This window comes from Acidaminobacter sp. JC074 (assembly GCF_022496765.1).
Taxonomy (GTDB): domain Bacteria; phylum Bacillota; class Clostridia; order Peptostreptococcales; family Acidaminobacteraceae; genus JABXKX01.
This window is the reverse complement of the sequence record NZ_VANV01000022.1, coordinates 1-19443: the sequence shown is the minus strand read 5'-3', so window position 1 is coordinate 19443 and position 19443 is coordinate 1. Positions and strand designations below refer to the sequence as shown.

Below are 19443 nucleotides of genomic sequence, written 5' to 3'. Positions count from 1 at the left end.
CACAAAGATTTTTGTATGGGTGTAACTAATGGTGTAGTAGCCCAATTAACTCCATCAAAACTATTGACTCAGTTAGACTCAAATGACAAGCATCATCAACTCAAAAGCACTCAGAAGACACTATTTAACTCGATAATTAGATTCAACGTATAAAATTAATCCGCTAACCTGTATAAACAGATTAGCGGATTTTTATGTTATTTGATGCAAGCCCTCAACTAAGACAATATATTTGCTTTTAGATGCATAAGCTATCAAATCTTCTGAGAATCCATTTAACGAGTACAAAACATAATACTCCATTCGATTTTCTATATTCCAGTCAACAGATTTACTTCTTTTTTGCAAATCCAAAAGCACCGACATCCCAACTTTACCTTTCCAGTACTTGCATTCTCCAAATAAAATAATTTTATTATTTTCATCTAGAGCAACAATATCGATTTCATTATCCTTACTCCACCATCTACCAAGCGCATCTATAAAGATGGCATTATCTTTTATGAAATTCAGTTTATACAAGCTTTCTCTAGCAACATCTTCATAAACAAATGCTACATGACCATCAACAAAGTTTAACATAATTTTATTCAACACTTCAGCATAGCGACCTTTTTCTATCTGACTTTTATTGGGATAGATAAATTTAAACCAGAACTTTAGATAGTTATCCTTAAACCTATACAGACCTTTTTTGCTCTTTTCTGGGTGTTTTTCAGTAACTGGGACATCTCTATATAAAATATCTAGATCCATCAGTACTTTTAAATATCTTGTTAAACTCACTTGCTTTACTTCCAAGAAAGATGAAATTCTAGCCATTTTATGATTGCCGGCAGCTATAGCCCGCAAAATTGAAAAATAAGATCCTATTTCAGATACTTCCTTCGATAACAGAAAATAAGGTTCTTCATATAGAAAGTTAGATTTTGAAAAAAAGATGTCTTCAATCAAGTTACGTATATCCCTCTTACAGTCTAGTAACTCAATATACTTCGGAACGCCACCACTAATACTATACAACTCAATCAATTTCTTAAAAGATTTTTCTTCGAAGAATTCACTAAAATGTACAAAATCGACCTGGCCTAACTTAATTTGGCCAGTCCTTCTTCCATACAAAGGACTTGAATAGGATAATGTTTGATCTACCATCATCGAAATAAGCGAACCACAAAGAATCAACATAATATTTTCTTTTTCAAGTATGTTATCCCATATTTTTTGTATCACTGACGGAAAAGAAGCATCACTTTTACCTATATACTGAAATTCATCTATTACAACAAGCTTTCTTCCCTTATCACTTATTAGTGTTTCAAATATCGGCTCCCATCGGTCCAGTTTAGCTGACTTCAGCAAATCACTACCTAAGTATTCGGCTACCTCTTCTCTAAACAAGTTTCTGTTTACTTTTTCAGATTCTTCGGTTGCTAAAAAATAAATTGAGGCTTTATCCTTAATAAACTCACGAATCAGAGACGTTTTACCTACGCGTCTTCTCCCATAAATAATTACTAAAGAGGAGCAGTCTTTATCATACTCTTCATTTAAAAACTGAAGTTCCTCATTTCTATTAACAAATCTCATCCATATCACCTCTAATTAAATTATACACCATTTTATTATAATTTGAAATATAATAATCGTATGTATAATACTTTCCGTGCTAGGATACTAGATTAGTCAGATATAATTCATAATCAACACATCAGTCTCTGTATCTTAATATTCCATTTCTTCATCTGATGAATACAGTAAATCTGCATAATTAATAAGATTATCTTCTATTTCTAAATCATATGTAGCATAGAATCCATTTGATCCAGAACCAAAATTTACATGATTATAAAGTCTTGCACCTTTATCGGTGTAAATAATTTTTAAGACATCATATTCCAAAGATAGAACTTCACGACTTGCCCAAGCTTCAATGGCTTCTTTACCTTCAATCAATCTTCCCACATCTTTAACAGAGCCGTCGTTTGTAAACCCAGAAACAAGGAGCTTCTCATCATCATCTGCGACACCATCTAAATAAAGAGAAAAACTATATGGTATCAGATCAGTTGCGTTAAGAGTTAAATCCTTAAAGTATGCTTTATCTTCATCATTTGCATATTGAAGATTTGCATGAGTGATCTTATTGTCTTGAATTTCAAAATCATAGACTGCCATAGGCTCGGGATTATCCCATCCTCTAGGTGTAAACTGTAACAATATTCTTATACCACGATCTGTCATTTCAGCCCTGTAGACTTCATATAATCCACCAAATACTTCTCTTGTTGCAAAAGATGAGATTCTATCTTTTGTGTCTAAATCTCTACTTACTACTGAAACAACAGCATCTTCACTGAAAGCATTTAAAAAAGCATCTAAATCTTCATCTACAACAGCTTTAAAATACTGCTGAACGACAGGCAACATAACCTCTTCTTTGGATTCTATGATAACATTTTCTTCAGCACTGCTTACTACGACCTCTTCATTTGTATCAACGCTTACTTCTTCGGAACAACCTACACATAATAAAAGACTTAATAATACTGCAATCATTTTTATACCTACCTCCTAGTAGTCAATCACATTTCTATATCTAATAAACTGTCCTTGTAACTCATCATTACTTGCCAACCAATATATTTCTTCTGCTGCCTCTTCAGGACTTAAAGTCGCGCCCATACCACCCATATCTGTTCTGACCCATCCAGGACATAAGGCATTTACTTTTATATTCGTTCCGCCAAATACATTGCCCATCTTAACAGTTAATGCATTTAGTGCAGCCTTTGAAATGGAATAAGCTGGTGTACCTGAACCCATTCCTTTAAATGCGCCTAAACCCGATGACATGTTCACAATTCTACCGAAACTCTTCTTTTTCATCATAGGTGTAAAAGCTTGAATAAGACGCCAAGCACCTAAAACATTTACATTAATGGTGTCTAGAACTAGATTCATATCAGCACTTACCGTTTTTTGCCAAGTATCATAGTTAATTGCTGCATTATTAACTAGGACATCTAATCTACCAAAACTATCTTCAACATATGATAAAATCTTATTTACACTGTCATCACTTGAGATATCTAGCCTGTGAAAATGAAGCCTTGCACTCTCTCCTAATGATTTCATAGCTTTTTTACCTTTAATCTCATCTCTCGCTGTAAAAATAACATCATATCCCTTGTTTAAAAACAATTCTGAAGCAGCTAAACCAATACCTCTGTTTGCACCTGTAATTAGAACTACTTTATTCATCTCAAGACTCCCTTCAAAAGCAGATACCATCTGCATCATATAATCTTTATTTGTAAGCCCTTAGTTTTCTGTTGTAGAATACTTGGGTCGTCTTAAGCTTATCAAAATGAAACATTCAATACATGTAGATTAATGCGACATAAGAGAAGATAATTGGTCTATCGGTAAACACAACTAAAAAACGGTAGAAGGATTGAATAATCACATCTACCATTTTTGTTTATTTAATAACTTGATTCACTTTTTAATAACGATAGAATAAATAGTATTTCCTATTTAATCAACTCTAATGAGCGAATCAACTTAGGAAGCACCTGCTTCTTTCTAGATAAGAGTTCTGGTATAAAAGTCCCTTGATTACAATCACATTCAAAGGCATTTGATAATAGCAAGTTGTAAGTAGAGGCATAGTAAATATATGATCCGTTTCTTACAATGTCAGTCACAAGCATGATGGTTACATCATGTTTGTTCAATTGGTTGATGCCTTCAATATGTTTAACAATAGCTTCTTCATTCTGTGATATTTCTTCAAAATCTAAAGTGAATACTTGTGAAATACCTACTTTGGTAGATTCTATGTTAAACTCCTTGTAATCCTTACTAAAGATTTCCTCAAGTGATAAGTTTTGAATACTGGTCCCTACCTTGAACATTTCCATTGAATATTCTTTGTAGTCAATACCTAGATAATCAGATAACTCCTCTATATATTCTTTATCAAGATTTGTAGAAGTTGGCGATTTAAGCATCAATGTATCTGATAAAATACCAGATAAGATAGCGCCTGCTATAGACCTTGATATCTCTACTTTATTTTCCTTTAATAGTGCATACACAATGGTACACGTTGAACCAACAGGTTTGTTGATAAACTCAATAGGCACAGGCGTTTGAATACAACCGATTTTATGATGGTCCACAATTTCAGTAATCTCTGCTTCTTCAATACCAAGCGCACTTTGTGAAAACTCATTGTGATCAACTAAGATGACTTTCTTTCTTCTAGGAAGCATAACATGTCTTCTACTGATAAAGCCAATATAGCTGTTATCATCTGAAACGATGGGGAACTGTACATGAGGCTTTTCATGAATGATTTCTATAACATCTTCAATATACTCATTTAATGAGAACTTAGAAATACCTTTTGTTAACATGATATGAGACAAGAAATTACTCTGAGTCAACAGCCTTGATGTAGCGTAAATATCTTTTGATGACCCTATAATTGTTGTTTTTTCCTCATCAACCATGTCTAACATGGATTGAGGCAGTGAATCCAGACCACAAACAATAAGAAGTCTTGGGTTCATCTCTAAGACAGATGAAATCATTTCATGGTCATCTGGTAGTATGAGGATATCTGTTTCATTGACTTTAACATCTTTCTTGGCAAGATTATAATATGAGTGTATCTTTGGTATCTTACCTGATATCTCACCTTCTACACCTGCAATCAAAGTGCCACCTAGTACATTTAAAAGGTTTCTTGTTCTTGTGTTGATCTTAGAAAAATCTTCTTCTATAAATGACATTGCAATGTCTTTAATAGAAACGATACCTAAAAACTTACCATCGTCGTCAACAATAGCAACCTGTCTTAGAGATTCTCTTTTCATCAAATCATAAGCTTTTTTAATAGAGTTTGTTGGCTTTAATGCCATGGGACAAATATAGTCAAGATCTGAAACCTGTACCTTTACATCATCAATAAGTCTTGGGGCTTCAAGGCCAAAGTAATCTAAAATGAATTTCGTCTCCTCATTCATTTCCCCCAGTCTACATGCTTCTGTTTTTTGACCCAGTTGATTCTTCATATACGATAATGCTATAGAAGATAGTATAGAATCCGAATCGGGATTTTTATGTCCAAAAATTAGTGTGTTCATTAATATCATCCTTACTTATATAAACAAAACAAAATCATTATAATATTCAAATTATAACAAATCATTTATACCTGTATCAGTATTATTTACTCTTTTGATACTTTTTATCAAAAATAAGCATCAACTTAGTATCATCTATTATAGGGCACTTTTACCATAAGTTCTATACCAAAGCAAATATTCTTTTTTTCTCAGTTACTGAATCCTTATATGAATCTTAAATCGCTACTCATTCCATAGTTCCAAGCCTTTAAACTACTCATAAAACAAAATTTGAAATACCTTATTAAGTCTATATGATATAATGTGGGTAATAACTAAATTTTCCCCATGACTATAAAAATAAGGAGAATATTATGTCTAAGCACTTTTGTACCTGTAAAGATAAGGCATGTCCCTTACATCCTACTAATCAGCCAAATGGATGTGATTTGTGTATTCAGAAATGCCTAAAATTAGGTGAAATCCCTTCATGTTTCTATAATGAAATTTCAGATCAGACTAACGAATCTGGAGATTATACCTACAAAGGTTTTGTAGATTTCTATCATAAACATGTAAATGATTAATATATAAAGGAGCAGGACGATCCTACTCCTTTATATTAACCTACTCTATAGTTCTTTTTAAAAACATTTTGCCATGGCTGCCACTTGTCTTGTCCCATACTGTGGTATTTAAGGACTTCATACTTTTCACACATAGGATGATTCGCCAAGGACTCTAAAAATTCCAGTTTAAAGGGTCTATTTGGTAGTTTCACATGCCTGATCCAATGTTTAATTTTGTTTTCTCTTAAAAACTCAAGGGTCTTTAAAGGTTTAAACAAGCTCATCTTACTGATTTCCTTGTAGCTTTCATCATCAAAAGCCTTGATGTCAAGTATAACCAAGTCACAACTTCTTAAGACTTTCATGGTTATCTCGTCAAGCTTGTAACCAGATGTATCTATAGTTACATGAATGTTCTCTTTTTTTAGCATCTTTATGAAGGCTAGTAAGTTTTCTGATTGCATCAGAGGTTCTCCACCTGAAAAGGTTACACCCCCAGTCCTAGCAAAATAAGGTTGGTTCTTTTTTACCATTTCAAATAAATCATCAAAGGTCCACCACTGACCTTTCCCCTGCAACCATGAATCAGGGTTATGGCAATAGTCACATCTCAGCGGACAACCTTGGAGAAAAAATACAGTTCGTACACCTGGTCCATCTAAGGTTCCCATAGATTCTATATGATATATTTCAAGTTGATTATATTTTTTCATGATAGGTCCTTCCTATAACTTCTAGTTTCTGGGCATGTGTTAGACGATGAAAATTAACAGCATAACCTGAAACTCTTATTGTAAGGTTTGGATACTTCTCAGGCTTTTCTATAGCCTCTATTAGTTTTTCTTTACTTATGACATTAACGTTTACATGGTGGGCTTTTTTAGAAAAATAACCATCTAAAACTGATACAAGATTATCAACTCTATCAAGTTCTTCTCTACCCAAAGTCTTAGGCTCTATAGAGAAGGTGCAAGATATCCCATCTTCACAAGATTCATAAGGTAGTTTGGCAACAGAGTTAAGAGATGCTATAGCCCCCATTTCTTCTCTATTATGCATAGGGTTTGCCCCTGGCGCAAAAGCTTGTCCAGATTTTCTGCCATCAGGTGTATTGCCAGTTTTCTTACCATACACAACATTAGATGTGATGGTTAAAATAGATAGTGTCTGTTTGGCCTTTCTATAGGTTTCATGTTTTCTCAGTTCACTAATAAACTGGTCTGTCAATTCACTTGCAATAGAATCTACTCTATCATCATCATTGCCGAACTTAGGAAAATCGCCTTCAATGATATAGTCAACAATCATACCATCTTCACTATAGATAGGTTTTACTTTGGCGTATTTGATAGCAGACAAGGCGTCTGATACAACACTGAGCCCTGCTATTCCAAAAGCCATATTCCTTTTTACATGAGTATCATGAAGTGCCATTTGTGTTTTTTCATAAGCATACTTATCATGCATGTAGTGAATGATGTTCATGGCGTTTACATACTCTTTACAAATCCAAGAAAGCATCTTATCAAAAGCCTGCTTGACAGCATCATAATCTAAGTAACCATAAGAAAAATCATGAGAAAAACCTGGTGCAACTTGCTTGCCTGATACTTCATCTTTACCATTGTTTAAAGCCAGAAGAAGGGTCTTTGCCAAGTTACAGCGCGCACCAAAAAACTGCATTTCCTTACCGATAGCCATTGCAGATACACAACATGCAATACCATAATCATCCCCATAAGACGATCTCATTAAATCATCATTTTCATACTGAATAGCATCTGTTTCAATAGACAATTTAGAACAATAAGCTTTGAAACTTTCTGGTAGTGATTTGGACCATAATACCGTCATGTTGGGCTCTGGGGCAGGGCCTAAATTTGTAAGGGTGTGTAAAAAACGATAGGTCGTTTTTGATACCAAAGGTCTTCCATCAAGACCTATACCTCCAAGACTCTCAGTAATCCAAAGAGGGTCTCCTGCAAATAGTTCATTATATTCTGGTGTTCTAAGTTGTCTGGCCATCCTTAACTTAATAACAAAATCATCCATGTATTCCTGAGCTTGTGATTCTGTTATCAAACCTTCTTCAATATCCCTTTGGATATAAATATCAAAGAAAGTACTCACTCTACCAAGAGACATAGCTGCACCGTTTTGTTCTTTGATAGCAGCCAAGTAACCATAGTAAGTCCATTGTATAGCCTCATGGGCATTCTTTGCAGGTATAGAGATATCGTGACCATAAGCTTCAGCCATTTGAATAAGCTTCTTTAAGAAGTCTATTTGCTTGTAAACCTCTTCTATCAAGCGGATTGTTTCTTCTGTCATAGGAGACTTTGATAAATTCCTTTTGTCATTTCTTTTTTCTTCTATCAATTTATCAATCCCATAAAGGGCAACTCTTCTGTAATCGCCAATGATTCTACCACGTCCATAGGCATCAGGTAGACCTGTTAATATACCAGCCGAACGAAGTTTTTTAGTCTCATCAGAATAAACTCTAAAAACACCATCATTATGTGTCGTTTTGTACTCAAAATGCTCTTCAACCTTTTCAGACAACTTATAACCATAAGATTCACAAGCCTGTCTAGCCATTCGAATGCCGCCAAAAGGATTAACACCTCTCTTAAGTGGCTTATCAGTCTGAAGGCCAAGAATCAGCTCCTTGTCTGCATCAATATAACCGGGTTCATAAGTCAGAAGAGAAGATACCCTTTCTAGATCAATATCTAGTACGCCCCCTTTTTCAAGCTCTTTTTTCATCAAAGACGTCACTTGATCAAACAAGTTCTTTGTTCTTTCAGTTGGGCTTTCAAGAAATGACTCGTCTCCATAGTAAGGTGTGTAGTTTTCTTGTATAAAGTTTCTTACATCAATTGCCTCTTGCCATTTTGTGCCTTTAAAGCTTCTGTAACTGTTCATATTATCCTCCTTCGTCATAGCAGGATACAAAAAAGCCGACGCATCCTGAGCTATGTGCCCAGGCGGTCGGCTAAATGGTCATTTAATCTCAATCCCTTGTGGTACTCCACTGATCCGCCAGTCTTGAGATGACAGTTATTTTTTACTAGTATATAGCATAAATATACGAACGTAAATAGAAACTTTATAAAAAATGTTTGCTTTTTGCATCAGTCATGACATTTTATACTAATCCAATCCCTTAATCACTCGACCATCTGGAAGGACAAGCTCACCTCTTATTTTAGAGTCTTTAATATATACCGTTTCAAGCTTGGTTAATCCACTTAAATCACCTATATCACCATAAACCGCTGCATGACCTAATGAAAGCGTGGTCAAGTTGCTAAGCGTGCTAAGTGAGGCTATATTACCTTGAATAGATTCACCACCTAGTCTGATTTCTCTTAAGTCACTTAAGCCAGATAAAGATTCTATGTCCCCTTTGACAAAGGTGTTGCTGATAGATAAGACTTTAAGTTTAGACAACTTTTTCAGTTCTGAAATATTCCCTCTTAAACCCAAACTCAAAAATCTGATAGTCTCTAGATTTGTTAATTCACTTAAGGAAGACATTTCTCCTGATATGGTCAAGCAGTAGATATCTACATAACTAAGCTGGTTCATCTCAACAAGAGCAGACAAGTTTCCTTCGACTGCAGTATCATTTAGATACAGATGTCTCATCTCTACCAACTTGTTAAGTGACATCAAATCACCTGTTATGGTTCGTTTTGACAAGGCGAGGTGATTTAAGTTAATGAGATTCGATAAAGATGATAAGTCTCCTTCAACCATTGTTGAAGACAAGTCGATGTAAACTAAGTTCCTTAGGTCACTTAGTGAAGACAGGTTACCTTTAACTTCTACCTGTTCGTCTTCACCAATGGTTACACTGATTTTTTCTAAGAATACAAACCACTTTAAATCTTCTAAAGTCTCGGTCATACTCAACTCATCAAACACCAGGTCTTTGATATCAGCCAAATCTCCCCATTTGATCTCAGCTCCAAGGTCTGGATATTGAATTCTCACCAAGTCTTCAAATCCCTTATCAACAAACTCAATCACTTGATCAGGCTCAGTAATTTCTAGTGGTTCTAAAACCACTTCTTCTTTCATCTCCTCTTCTTCTACCAATACAACTTTCTCCTCATTTTCAGCCACATCCATATTTTCGTTTTCAACGGCTTTATTTTCAGTTTCATTTACAACAGCTACCTCATCCATTTCATTTGAGTTTGATTCACTGCCACATCCTATGAATGATAATGTTATGACTAATATGAGGATTACTAATCTGAAAAAAATTCGTTTTCTCACAACCTACCTCCTTTCAATAACATGTACGCTTATCCTTGAAGGATAATCAACTGCCCTACTTCCTGAAATCATTCAACCTAATATTTCAAAATAAATCCACGGATTCTAAAACATAAAACTACGAATATCACTATAATAGTCTAGTATCATAAAAAAACTGCCCATTTACGGCAGTTTGTCGATCATGATACTCATGTATTTTAGAATCAAACTTTGCGTCTCTACCTTTCGATAGATTTGCTATTTCACATATATTTTTACCCTGAATCTTAATTTCTTAAACAAATTCAAGCATAAAATGTAACATTTCGCAACACGTCACTATCTAAGTAAAAAGACACCCATCTTAAATAGGCGCCTTCTTACATAATGCTGATTTTTGTCTTTAGGATATTATTTATGAAAGTCCTTTAAGCTTTTATAATAGCAAGGACTAATCTAGCTGAGTTTACAAGGTCTACGATATGAAGGTGTTCTTCTAAAGTATGAGGTTTTCTTTCACCAATTCCTAAGTTAACAGCCTTAATACCGTTAGCATTTAGTACATTGGTATCCGAACCGCCACCAGTTGAATCCGTAAATGGTTTCACACCGATTTCTTCACATGCCTTTTTTACAAGTGCAACAATTTCATCATCTGCTGATATTTCAAATGCACCATACATTCTTTCAACATCTGCTTTTATGTTTGCACCGAACTTCTTTCCTGCAGCTTCAAAACATTCAACCATGTGTTTGCTTTGAGCGTCTAACTTATGGTTAGAAAGCGATCTAGCTTCAGCTTTAACAACCACTTCAGGTGTAACGATATTGGTCGCACCACCGCCTTCGATGGCTCCGATATTAGCAGTTGTCTCTTCATCGATTCTTAAAAGTTTCATATTTGAAATCGCATCAGAAGCAACCATAATCGCACTGATGCCTTCCTCTGGCGCAACACCTGCATGGGCAGGCTTTCCTGTTATGGTCACATTGATCTTGTCCTGAGCAGGTCCTTGAATGATGATTTGACCCGGATCACCACCAGAGTCCAATACAAAAGCCTTTTTAGACTCTAGTTTTGCATAATCTAGATTCTTGGCACCATGTAAGCCACCCTCTTCATAGATACTGAATACAATTTCAATTGGTCCATGTTCAAGTTTATTTTCTTTGATGACCTTCATCGCTTCTACAACAGCAGCAATACCTGCCTTGTTATCGCCACCTAAAATAGTTGTACCATCTGAGTAGATTGTGCCATCTTTAATAATTGGCTTGATACCGATACTCGGTGATACCGTATCCATATGACAAGAGAATAAGATAGACTCCTTATCTAAATCCCCCTTTATTCTTGCAATCACATTGCCTGTATTGGAACCACACTTTTCACCTGCTTGATCAATTGTTACATCGAAGCCAAGTGCTTCAAGTTCCTTTTTAATAAATATTGAAAACTCTAATTCTGATTTTGTTGGGCTGTCGATTTGCACATATTCCATAAATGCATCGACGATCCTTTTTTCATTAACCATTATTACCTCCTAAAAAAAGGCATCATAGATGCCTTTAAAAATTACATTGCAATAAATGCATCTGGACCAATTGGGAAACCTGCTACATACCAGATACCTAATAATATTGTCCAACCAATTAAGAATACAAGTGAGTATGGTAACATTGTAGAAATCAATGTACCGATACCTGAATCTTCATCGTACTTTTGAGCAAATACAACGATGATTGCAAAGTATGACATAAGTGGCGAAATAATATTTGTAGTAGAATCACCAATTCTGTATGCTAATTGTGTAAAGGCTGGTGAGAAACCTAACTTAGCCATCATTGGTACGAATACTGGTGCCATGATACCCCACTTAGCTGAAGCTGAACCAATAAATAAGTTGATGAAACCTGCTACTAAGATAAAGGCAACTACTAATGGGAATCCTACGAAACCAATGCTCTCTAAGAAGCTAGCACCTGAAACAGCAAGGATTGTACCTAAGTTTGTATAACCAAAGTATTTGATAAACTGTGCAGCAAAGAATGATAATACTAAATAACCACCCATTGTTGACATTGACTTAGACATAAACTTAACAACATCTTTATCATTTCTAACTGTACCTGAAGCCATACCGTAAGCAAGACCAGGAATTAAGAAGAACAACATGATTGTTGGTACTAAACCATAGTGTGTAAAGTCATTTAACTCACCATCAACTCTTAATAAAGCGTTTTCTGGAACTGTTAAAAATAACATAACTGCCGCAAATACCAGTAATGATAACCCAGCAGCTACAAGACCTTTTTTCTCTTCTTTAGTAACTGTCATAGACTCATCGTCATGAGCACCACCCTTGTATTCTCCAAGTCTCGGCTCAACAATCTTTTCAGTTACCCATGTACCAAGCACTGTGATTAAAATTGTAGATACAAACATAAAGAAATAGTTTGCAGTTGGTAAAATAGTTTCAGTCATACCTGAAGCTGCTAAAGCTTCATTTGTGATACCCGATAATAATGGATCTAGTGTACCTACTAATAAGTTAGCAGAGAAACCACCTGATACACCGGCAAATGCTGCTGCAAGACCAGCAAGTGGATGACGCTTAAAGCTGATAAATACAATAGCACCAAGTGGTACAAGTACAACATAACCAGCATCTGATGCTACGTTTGACATAACACCTGCGAAAACTACCATTGCTGTGATCAATCTAGACGGTGTAGATAATACAGCTTTTTTAAGTGCCGCGCCTATAAGACCTGTACCTTCAGCAACACCAACACCAAGCATAGCTACTAATACTGTACCTAATGGTGCAAAGCTTGTAAAGTTCTTTGTCGCTGTATGTAACATAAAACGAAGACCTTCTGGTGTCATTAATGATACAGCTTGAATTGTTTTGTCTGTTTTAAATTTAGCATCATAGAATGTAACAGTTAAACCTGCTCTTGATGCGATTTCTGAAATAACAATAACTGCTAATGCAAAGATGATGAATAATGTAACAGGGTGTGGCAAACGATTTCCCGCAGCCTCTACTGTATTTAGAAACCTGTTGAATAATCCATTCTTTTTTTCTGGTCCTTTGTTTGGAGCAGATTTCTTTAATTGTGCATTTGCGCTCATAAATCCTCCTCAAAATAATATAATTGCAACTTCCGAAACCTAGTATACTGTGTTCAAATTTCATTTAATATTTTTCGGACATATTTCTCTGAGAAATTTCTCACTATTGACAATAATGAAACATTCATATACTTTATTATCAGAATGAGGTATATATATGAAGTCTTATGTTAAATCTTTTTTATTAGGATGTATAGTTACAATTTTCCTATGGGCTATCATTGGTCCAACAAGAAATTACAATGCTGAATTCCTACAGGATATTTTTAATTCAAACAGTGAAGATCAAAAGATCTTACACATTGGTCGCGCCCACGATTCACTGGGTTTAGACCCTGCAACAGAAACAGACCAAGAATCTTTTAGAGTTACTGTTAATATCTATGATACTCTGGTCAAACACTCTAGTGACGGCAGGACCATACTACCTTCACTGGCTACAAAATGGGATGCAGATGAAAGTGGTCAGGTGTGGACCTTTGACATTAGAGATGACGTTGAATTTCATGATGGCTCTGCTTTAGATGCCCATGATATAAAATTTAATTTTGAACGTTGGATGGATAAAGACAATCCCTATCATGCTGGTAATTTTAACTACTGGGCTATTAACTTTGATGGTTTTCCTGGTATTGTAGATCAAGTTAATGTGCTGTCTGATTATAAACTTGAAATTGTTTTAAACAGACCTTTTGCACCTTTTTTAAGCGCGCTTACTCAACCAGCTTTTGGTATAGCCAGTCCTGATGCCATTAAGACATTTAACGACAGTCTTGATACACATCCAATTGGAACCGGTCCGTTTATTTTCAGTAAATGGGAAGATCACACCATTACTTTAAGAAGAAATGAAAATTACTGGGGACAAGTTGCCAATGTCCATGGTGTTGTCTTTGAAACCATAGAAGATTCAAGTGTTCGATTGGAAAAGTTAAAATCTGGTCAGCTCCATATAGCAGACCTCAATTATCTAGAAACCATAGATAGAGAGTTTTTAACAAGCGGCTTGAGAATAGCCACAAGACCCTCTTTCAACATCGGTTATCTCGCTTTAAATATGAACAATGATTACTTAGAAAATAAAGATGTCAGAAGAGCCATCGCCCATGCATTTGATCGCCGTCTTATGATGGATAGGGCTTTTAATGAAACTTCTAAAAATGCCAACACTTTTGTGCCACCTGTTTTGTGGGGCCATAACGAATCATTGTTGGCACCAAAGTATGACATAGAAGAAGCACTTATGCTTTTAGAGCCTTATGCAGGTCAAGAGATTAAGCTGGACTTATTAGTCATGGATACGCCTAGAAATTACTTCCCCGCACCTATAAAACTGGGGAACTTTATAAAAGAAAGCCTTGAGCCACTGGGGATTACAGCGGATGTTCGTATAGAGACTTGGAAAGAAGTAATCCGTTTAAAAACAGAAGGCGACTATGATATGGTTTTAACAGGATGGAATGGTGACATTATTGATCCTGACAATTTCCTGTTCACATTATTTTCGTCTAACAACATCGGATCAGAATTGTCAACAAACTACTCTAACTATTCAAATCCAAATGTTGATAAGCTATTGGTACAGGCAAGACAAGTCCTAGATCAAGACTTCAGGACTGCCCTTTATCGAGAGCTGCAGGAAATCATCCAAGAAGATATGCCGGCCATACCACTGGCCCATACAACCCCAATTACTGTTACTCAAGGCCTAATAGGCTTTGAACCCTATTTAAGTGGTGGAGATGCATTAAATTACTTAGACTTGGAGGTAGACCTTGAATAATTATATAAAAAACATTGTCGGGTTTATCTTAGGCATCCTAATAACGACAAGTATTATTATGATCATAAACGATGAGGAAAAGACTACACCTAATCAAGCCACATACCTGTCACAGCCTATAGCGTCTGAAAAAATCTTGATTACATCAGCAGGTCAATCTACTGATACTTACATCATCAAGGATGTTGCCAATGATTTACTTTTAGAAAACGTCTTTAAACCGAGTGCTGAGTCAGATGATTTAGATGGGGTTAATTCCCTTGTTATTGTGGTCGCTCATAGTGATATTGGAGAAGTACTTCATAATATCGACCATGAAAAGGAATATGAACGTGTTAAAGATTTGATAGATGAAGCCCAAATCAACGACCTTCCGATAATAGGTGTTTATATTGGTGGCAAGATGAGAAGTAATAAAAAAACAGACCAGCTTATAGAACTTGTTTTCTCATCATCAAGCTACAATCTAGTAGCAGGTCAGTCAAATGACATCATCACAGAAGATGTACCTTTGATTTACGTTGACGATATACAAGAAATCAAGGGTCCATTTTCGTCACTCTTTAGATGAGGTATTTTATGATTAATTATTATAAATCAAACATAAAAAAATTTCCTTTGGAAGTCTTAATCCTGGTCTTTATCACCTTCTTTTATCTGGCACTGCCTTCTCTTATAAGAGGCAACTGGTTTTCAGTAGTTGTTTGGATCAGAGAAGCCATTCATACAGGAGACGGTGCAAAGCTATTTGTTGCCAGTGCATCACTTAATTTTTCCTATGCACTGATTGCATCTACAGCCTATTTCATAGCACTACTATCTGTAAAGTTTACATTTTCTCATCAGACTATTATGACACAGCGTCTGATGATCTTAGGACTTTACATGCTTATCAGACTATTGTCATGGGCTCTAGGTGTGCCTTTTGAACCTATGCTTGACCTGGTCACTATGGTTTTCATTATCTTACTGACAAAGTATGCAAGGATGACTTTAAAAAATATGAGTGCAGAGCTCGTTATCGCCCTTCAACTTTTTATTGCTCTTCAGTGGTTAAACACAATGCCTTTGATGACATCCTTTCATATAGGGCAAACGGAACTGCCTGTCAGTATAAAAATTGCAGGCGCATATTTAGACAATGGCTTTATACAAAATATGATCAGTATTTCCTTTACACTGCCTCTTCTTCTAAGTGCTGTAATGACATCTATGCGCTTTAGGGCCAACAACACAGTAATGACTGTTTTAGAAGAAAATATCCAAAAGGCAAAGGAGCTTAAAGATGCTCAAACCAAAATCATGGAAAACCGTGTTTACAAGGAAGTCAATGCCATGGCACATGACCTTAAAACACCACTTGTGACCATAAGAGGCCTCAACTCCATGCTTATGTTGTCTAAGGATATGACCAAGTTAGAACCTTATACAGAGCGTATAGAAAATGCCGTCGAAAAAATGAACGAGCTCATCTCTGGTTTCTTATACGGAAGCCATAGACAGAGAATCAGCATTGGTGAGCTTATCAACTATGTTAGAGCTCAGGTACCCATTGACAATGATGCCATTGATTTTTCATTCGAAACTGAAAATGACAACATTCTAGTTTGCGGCAACCAGATTCGTCTATCTAGGGCAATTATAAACATTATTGAAAATGCTATAATTGCAACCGCCAATCAAACAGATAGACTTGTTTCGCTTAAATGTCGTTCAGATAATGAAACGCTTCAAATATGCTTAGAGGATAATGGTAAAGGCATTGAAGATAAAGATATTGACCACTTGTTCGATATCGGTTATTCTGGGGTTGGCTCTACAGGACTCGGCCTTCCCTTTGCCAAACAAATCATCGAAGAACATGATGGCCGTATACAGATAGAAAGTAACTTAAATCAAGGGACGCGTGTAACCATAAGCCTACAAATATGCAATGATGAAAAGGAGTAAACATGTCAGATAAAATTAAAGTCGTCGTGATTGATGATAACCATGATATACTTTTTACTGTTAAAGAAATTTGTGAGTTTTGCGGTTATACAGTCTTTACTGCTGATCAAGGTGAAACGGGTTACAAACTCGCTTTAAAAGAAAAGCCACAATTGATCATCATTGATTATCATATGCCTGGATGGGATGGTTTATTAACAGTCAAGAAAATCACCAAAGATCTACCTCAAGCAGCTATACTGGTCCTGACTGTAGATGAAAATCAAGAAACAGCTGAAAACTTTTTAAATGCTGGTGCTACAGACTTTGCCATAAAACCAATTAAAGCCCCTGACCTGATTGCCAGGATGAAAATCAACTTGCAGTTACAGAACATGCAATCGCAAAATACAGTCAAGCAGGAACAGGAATACATTGAAAAAGGTATCAGTGCAATCACGCTAGAAAAAATTGAAACATTTATGAGAAATGAAAATTCGCCTGTTACCATACACGATGTTTCCATAGCCGTTGAACTGTCCTATAAAACAGTACACAGATACATTCAATACCTAGTTGAAAACAACAAGGCCGAAACCATCCACCAATACGGTACGGTAGGTCGACCTAAAAACAGGTATCAGATCCTATAAACATTTAAAGACCGATTGACAATCGGTCTTCGTTCATTTCATTATCCAATTAATGAGTTCAGTTAAAGAAAAACAATACTTTCCAAACTCCTCCACACTAAGAAGTCAAATTTTATTCTAAACTTGCGTTAGAGGGGCCTTCCCACTTAAGACTGCAATAATATTATTAGCTGCTAAATCGCCCATTGCGCTTCTGGTTTCAATGGAAGAAGATCCTATATGCGGTAAAAGAACGACATTTTTCATTTTTATAAGAGCCTCAGGAACCATAGGCTCATGTTCAAAAACATCAAGTCCCGCTCCAAAAATTCGTTTTTCTTCAAGAACTTTTATCAGAGCTTTCTCATCAATAACCGGACCTCTAGCTGTATTGATTAGAGTTGCATGCTCTTTCATTAAACAGAGTTTCTCATAGTCTAAAAGATGATGCGTTTCATTTGTCAAAGGCATGTGAAGGGATACAATATCAGATTCTTTTAGCAAGGTCTCTAAATCCACATATTTAGCATTGAACTTCTCTTCAAACTCAAAATTTCTATTACGATTATGATAAAGAATGGGCATATGAAAACCCACAGTCTTTTCTGCCATTTTTTGACCGATTCTCCCCGCTCCAATTATTCCTATAGTTTTTTTATAAATATCTTGTCCCGATAAAAAGTCATAAGAAAATCTCCCCCAACCACCATTTCTCAATAGATGATCTGCTTCTACAACTCTTCTTGAGACAGCAAACAATAATGCCCAAGCAGTTTCAGCCGTCGTATCAGACAAAACTCCCGGTGTATTGGTTACGATTATCCCTTTTGATCTTGCACACTCTGTATCAATGTTATTATAACCAACTGCATAGTTGGCAATGATTTCTGTATGGTCTAAAGTTTCTATAATATCTTGGTCAACAGTATCTGTAAACATAGTCAGTATCCCATCATACTTTTTAAACTCTACCATCATTTCATCTTTTGTTAAGTTTCTACCTTTTTTATTTACAGTTACATCAAAATGTTCTTGTAATAAGTTAATAGAACTTTCTGGAATTAAATCGGTTACCAATACTTTTTTCATATGCTCTCCTAAAAATAAAATCCTCTACATACCATTTATATTATTTTACCACAATACCACTCTTTAAGAATATATCATCAGTATGATTGTACTGCATTAAAGCACCTTTTCACACAGTAATGAGAAACTCATCTTTCTAGGAGCATTATTCTCTTCCTTGATCAGCAACTTCCTTATTTAAAGCTTCCAGTTTTTTCTCAGGATCAAGTAATGGGTCCGTTATATGGTCGTAGTAGGCTTTTGCAATACTTGATAATTCATCAGAATCATTTGTTAAGCCAACTCTGACTGAATCGTGTACCCTAAATGGTTTTCTATACTTCATTTGAGATAAGATTGCTGTTTGCTGAATTGGCTTTAAAAACTCTGATACTGCAAAAGTGTTGTACTCCCCCGCCTGATAAGACCAATCTGGTCCACCAATAGTAATAGCAGCTAGAAATTCCTTATTTTTTAAACGATCACCTTCTGGTCCAAAGGCCCAATTGTATTCAAATACTTCATCAAACCATTTTTTCATCAGTGCAGGCATGTTGTACCAGTAAAAAGGAAACTGAATAACAATTCTATCTGCAGCTTCACAAGCTGCTTGCTCTTGATCTTTATCAATCTGCCAGTCAGGATATAAATCATACAATCTTCTAACTGTCACATCGTCCTTGCCTTCTAAATAAGATAACATTTCCTTATTAACAACTGATTTTTCCATTGTTGGATGCGCTTGAACAACTAATACTTTCATAACTTCTCCTTGTATAATGAAGTTAAGTAGTTTAGCTACTGTTTCATTATTTTATATTTACTGTATATATAACATAGGTGCTGTGAATTAGTTTCTTCTCCTGTAGCTAGACTACTTGTTTGAGACAATAATCACATATCTATGTTTTTC

At 35.6% G+C, this 19443-nt stretch carries 16 protein-coding genes and 2 riboswitches; of the genes, 5 read left to right on the top strand and 11 right to left on the bottom strand.

Annotated features, from left to right (window positions below):
* Positions 1–192: 192 nt before the first annotated feature.
* The 4 genes from EZV73_RS21840 to EZV73_RS21825 all read right to left on the bottom strand — a co-directional run bounded on the left by EZV73_RS21840 (position 193) and on the right by EZV73_RS21825 (position 5156).
* Positions 193–1590, bottom strand: a complete 1398-nt coding sequence (locus EZV73_RS21840; protein ID WP_240842566.1) for an ATP-binding protein — start codon at positions 1588–1590, stop codon at positions 193–195.
* A 135-nt stretch (positions 1591–1725) separates the two neighbouring features.
* Positions 1726–2559 carry a nuclear transport factor 2 family protein gene (locus tag EZV73_RS21835; protein WP_240842565.1) on the bottom strand — a complete coding sequence of 278 codons (834 nt, stop codon included), beginning with the start codon at positions 2557–2559 and terminating at the stop codon, positions 1726–1728.
* 15 nt (positions 2560–2574) lie between these two features.
* The gene (locus EZV73_RS21830; protein ID WP_240842564.1) at positions 2575–3264 is read right to left on the bottom strand and encodes an SDR family NAD(P)-dependent oxidoreductase; all 690 of its coding nucleotides are present in this window, start codon (positions 3262–3264) and stop codon (positions 2575–2577) included.
* Positions 3265–3536: 272 nt separating this feature from the next.
* Complete coding sequence (locus EZV73_RS21825; protein WP_240842563.1) at positions 3537–5156, bottom strand: putative manganese-dependent inorganic diphosphatase; 1620 nt, start codon at positions 5154–5156, stop codon at positions 3537–3539.
* A 356-nt stretch (positions 5157–5512) separates the two neighbouring features.
* Between EZV73_RS21825 and EZV73_RS21820 the strand changes: the two genes are divergently transcribed.
* Entirely contained in the window at positions 5513–5725 is a 213-nt protein-coding gene (locus tag EZV73_RS21820) for a DUF6485 family protein (protein ID WP_240842562.1), read from the top strand.
* A gap of 35 nt (positions 5726–5760) precedes the next feature.
* Here the strand turns inward: EZV73_RS21820 and EZV73_RS21815 are convergent, their stop codons facing one another.
* The 5 genes from EZV73_RS21815 to EZV73_RS21795 all read right to left on the bottom strand — a co-directional run bounded on the left by EZV73_RS21815 (position 5761) and on the right by EZV73_RS21795 (position 13118).
* On the bottom strand, positions 5761–6420 hold the full coding sequence (locus tag EZV73_RS21815) for a radical SAM protein (RefSeq protein ID WP_240842561.1): 660 nt from the start codon (positions 6418–6420) through the stop codon (positions 5761–5763).
* The gene (pflB, locus tag EZV73_RS21810) at positions 6407–8635 is read right to left on the bottom strand and encodes a formate C-acetyltransferase (RefSeq protein ID WP_240842560.1); all 2229 of its coding nucleotides are present in this window, start codon (positions 8633–8635) and stop codon (positions 6407–6409) included. Before pflB ends, EZV73_RS21815 begins: the two co-directional genes overlap by 14 nt.
* A gap of 49 nt (positions 8636–8684) precedes the next feature.
* Positions 8685–8770, bottom strand: a riboswitch (ZMP/ZTP riboswitch).
* Positions 8771–8863: 93 nt separating this feature from the next.
* Positions 8864–9997, bottom strand: a complete 1134-nt coding sequence (locus EZV73_RS21805) for a hypothetical protein (protein ID WP_240842559.1) — start codon at positions 9995–9997, stop codon at positions 8864–8866.
* 166 nt (positions 9998–10163) lie between these two features.
* A riboswitch (cyclic di-GMP riboswitch) is annotated at positions 10164–10249 on the bottom strand.
* A 158-nt stretch (positions 10250–10407) separates the two neighbouring features.
* Complete coding sequence (locus tag EZV73_RS21800) at positions 10408–11514, bottom strand: M20/M25/M40 family metallo-hydrolase (RefSeq protein ID WP_240842558.1); 1107 nt, start codon at positions 11512–11514, stop codon at positions 10408–10410.
* Positions 11515–11555: 41 nt separating this feature from the next.
* On the bottom strand, positions 11556–13118 hold the full coding sequence (locus EZV73_RS21795; RefSeq protein ID WP_240842557.1) for an AbgT family transporter: 1563 nt from the start codon (positions 13116–13118) through the stop codon (positions 11556–11558).
* Positions 13119–13275: 157 nt separating this feature from the next.
* Here EZV73_RS21795 and EZV73_RS21790 point away from each other — a divergent pair, with 157 nt between their 5' ends.
* From EZV73_RS21790 to EZV73_RS21775, 4 genes are read left to right on the top strand one after another with little or no spacing between them, the layout of a single operon-like run.
* Positions 13276–14901 (top strand): ABC transporter substrate-binding protein, encoded by a 1626-nt coding sequence (locus EZV73_RS21790; protein WP_240842556.1) that lies wholly within the window; start codon positions 13276–13278, stop codon positions 14899–14901.
* Positions 14894–15472 (top strand): DUF6305 family protein, encoded by a 579-nt coding sequence (locus tag EZV73_RS21785; RefSeq protein ID WP_240842555.1) that lies wholly within the window; start codon positions 14894–14896, stop codon positions 15470–15472. Before EZV73_RS21790 ends, EZV73_RS21785 begins: the two co-directional genes overlap by 8 nt.
* An 8-nt stretch (positions 15473–15480) precedes the next feature.
* Positions 15481–16851 carry a sensor histidine kinase KdpD gene (locus EZV73_RS21780; protein ID WP_240842554.1) on the top strand — a complete coding sequence of 457 codons (1371 nt, stop codon included), beginning with the start codon at positions 15481–15483 and terminating at the stop codon, positions 16849–16851.
* Positions 16852–16853: 2 nt separating this feature from the next.
* Positions 16854–17483 (top strand): response regulator, encoded by a 630-nt coding sequence (locus EZV73_RS21775; RefSeq protein WP_240842553.1) that lies wholly within the window; start codon positions 16854–16856, stop codon positions 17481–17483.
* A 117-nt stretch (positions 17484–17600) separates the two neighbouring features.
* Here the strand turns inward: EZV73_RS21775 and EZV73_RS21770 are convergent, their stop codons facing one another.
* Entirely contained in the window at positions 17601–18551 is a 951-nt protein-coding gene (locus EZV73_RS21770) for a D-glycerate dehydrogenase (RefSeq protein ID WP_240842552.1), read from the bottom strand.
* 145 nt (positions 18552–18696) lie between these two features.
* Positions 18697–19293 carry an NAD(P)H-dependent oxidoreductase gene (locus EZV73_RS21765; RefSeq protein ID WP_240842551.1) on the bottom strand — a complete coding sequence of 199 codons (597 nt, stop codon included), beginning with the start codon at positions 19291–19293 and terminating at the stop codon, positions 18697–18699.
* Positions 19294–19443: the final 150 nt, after the last annotated feature.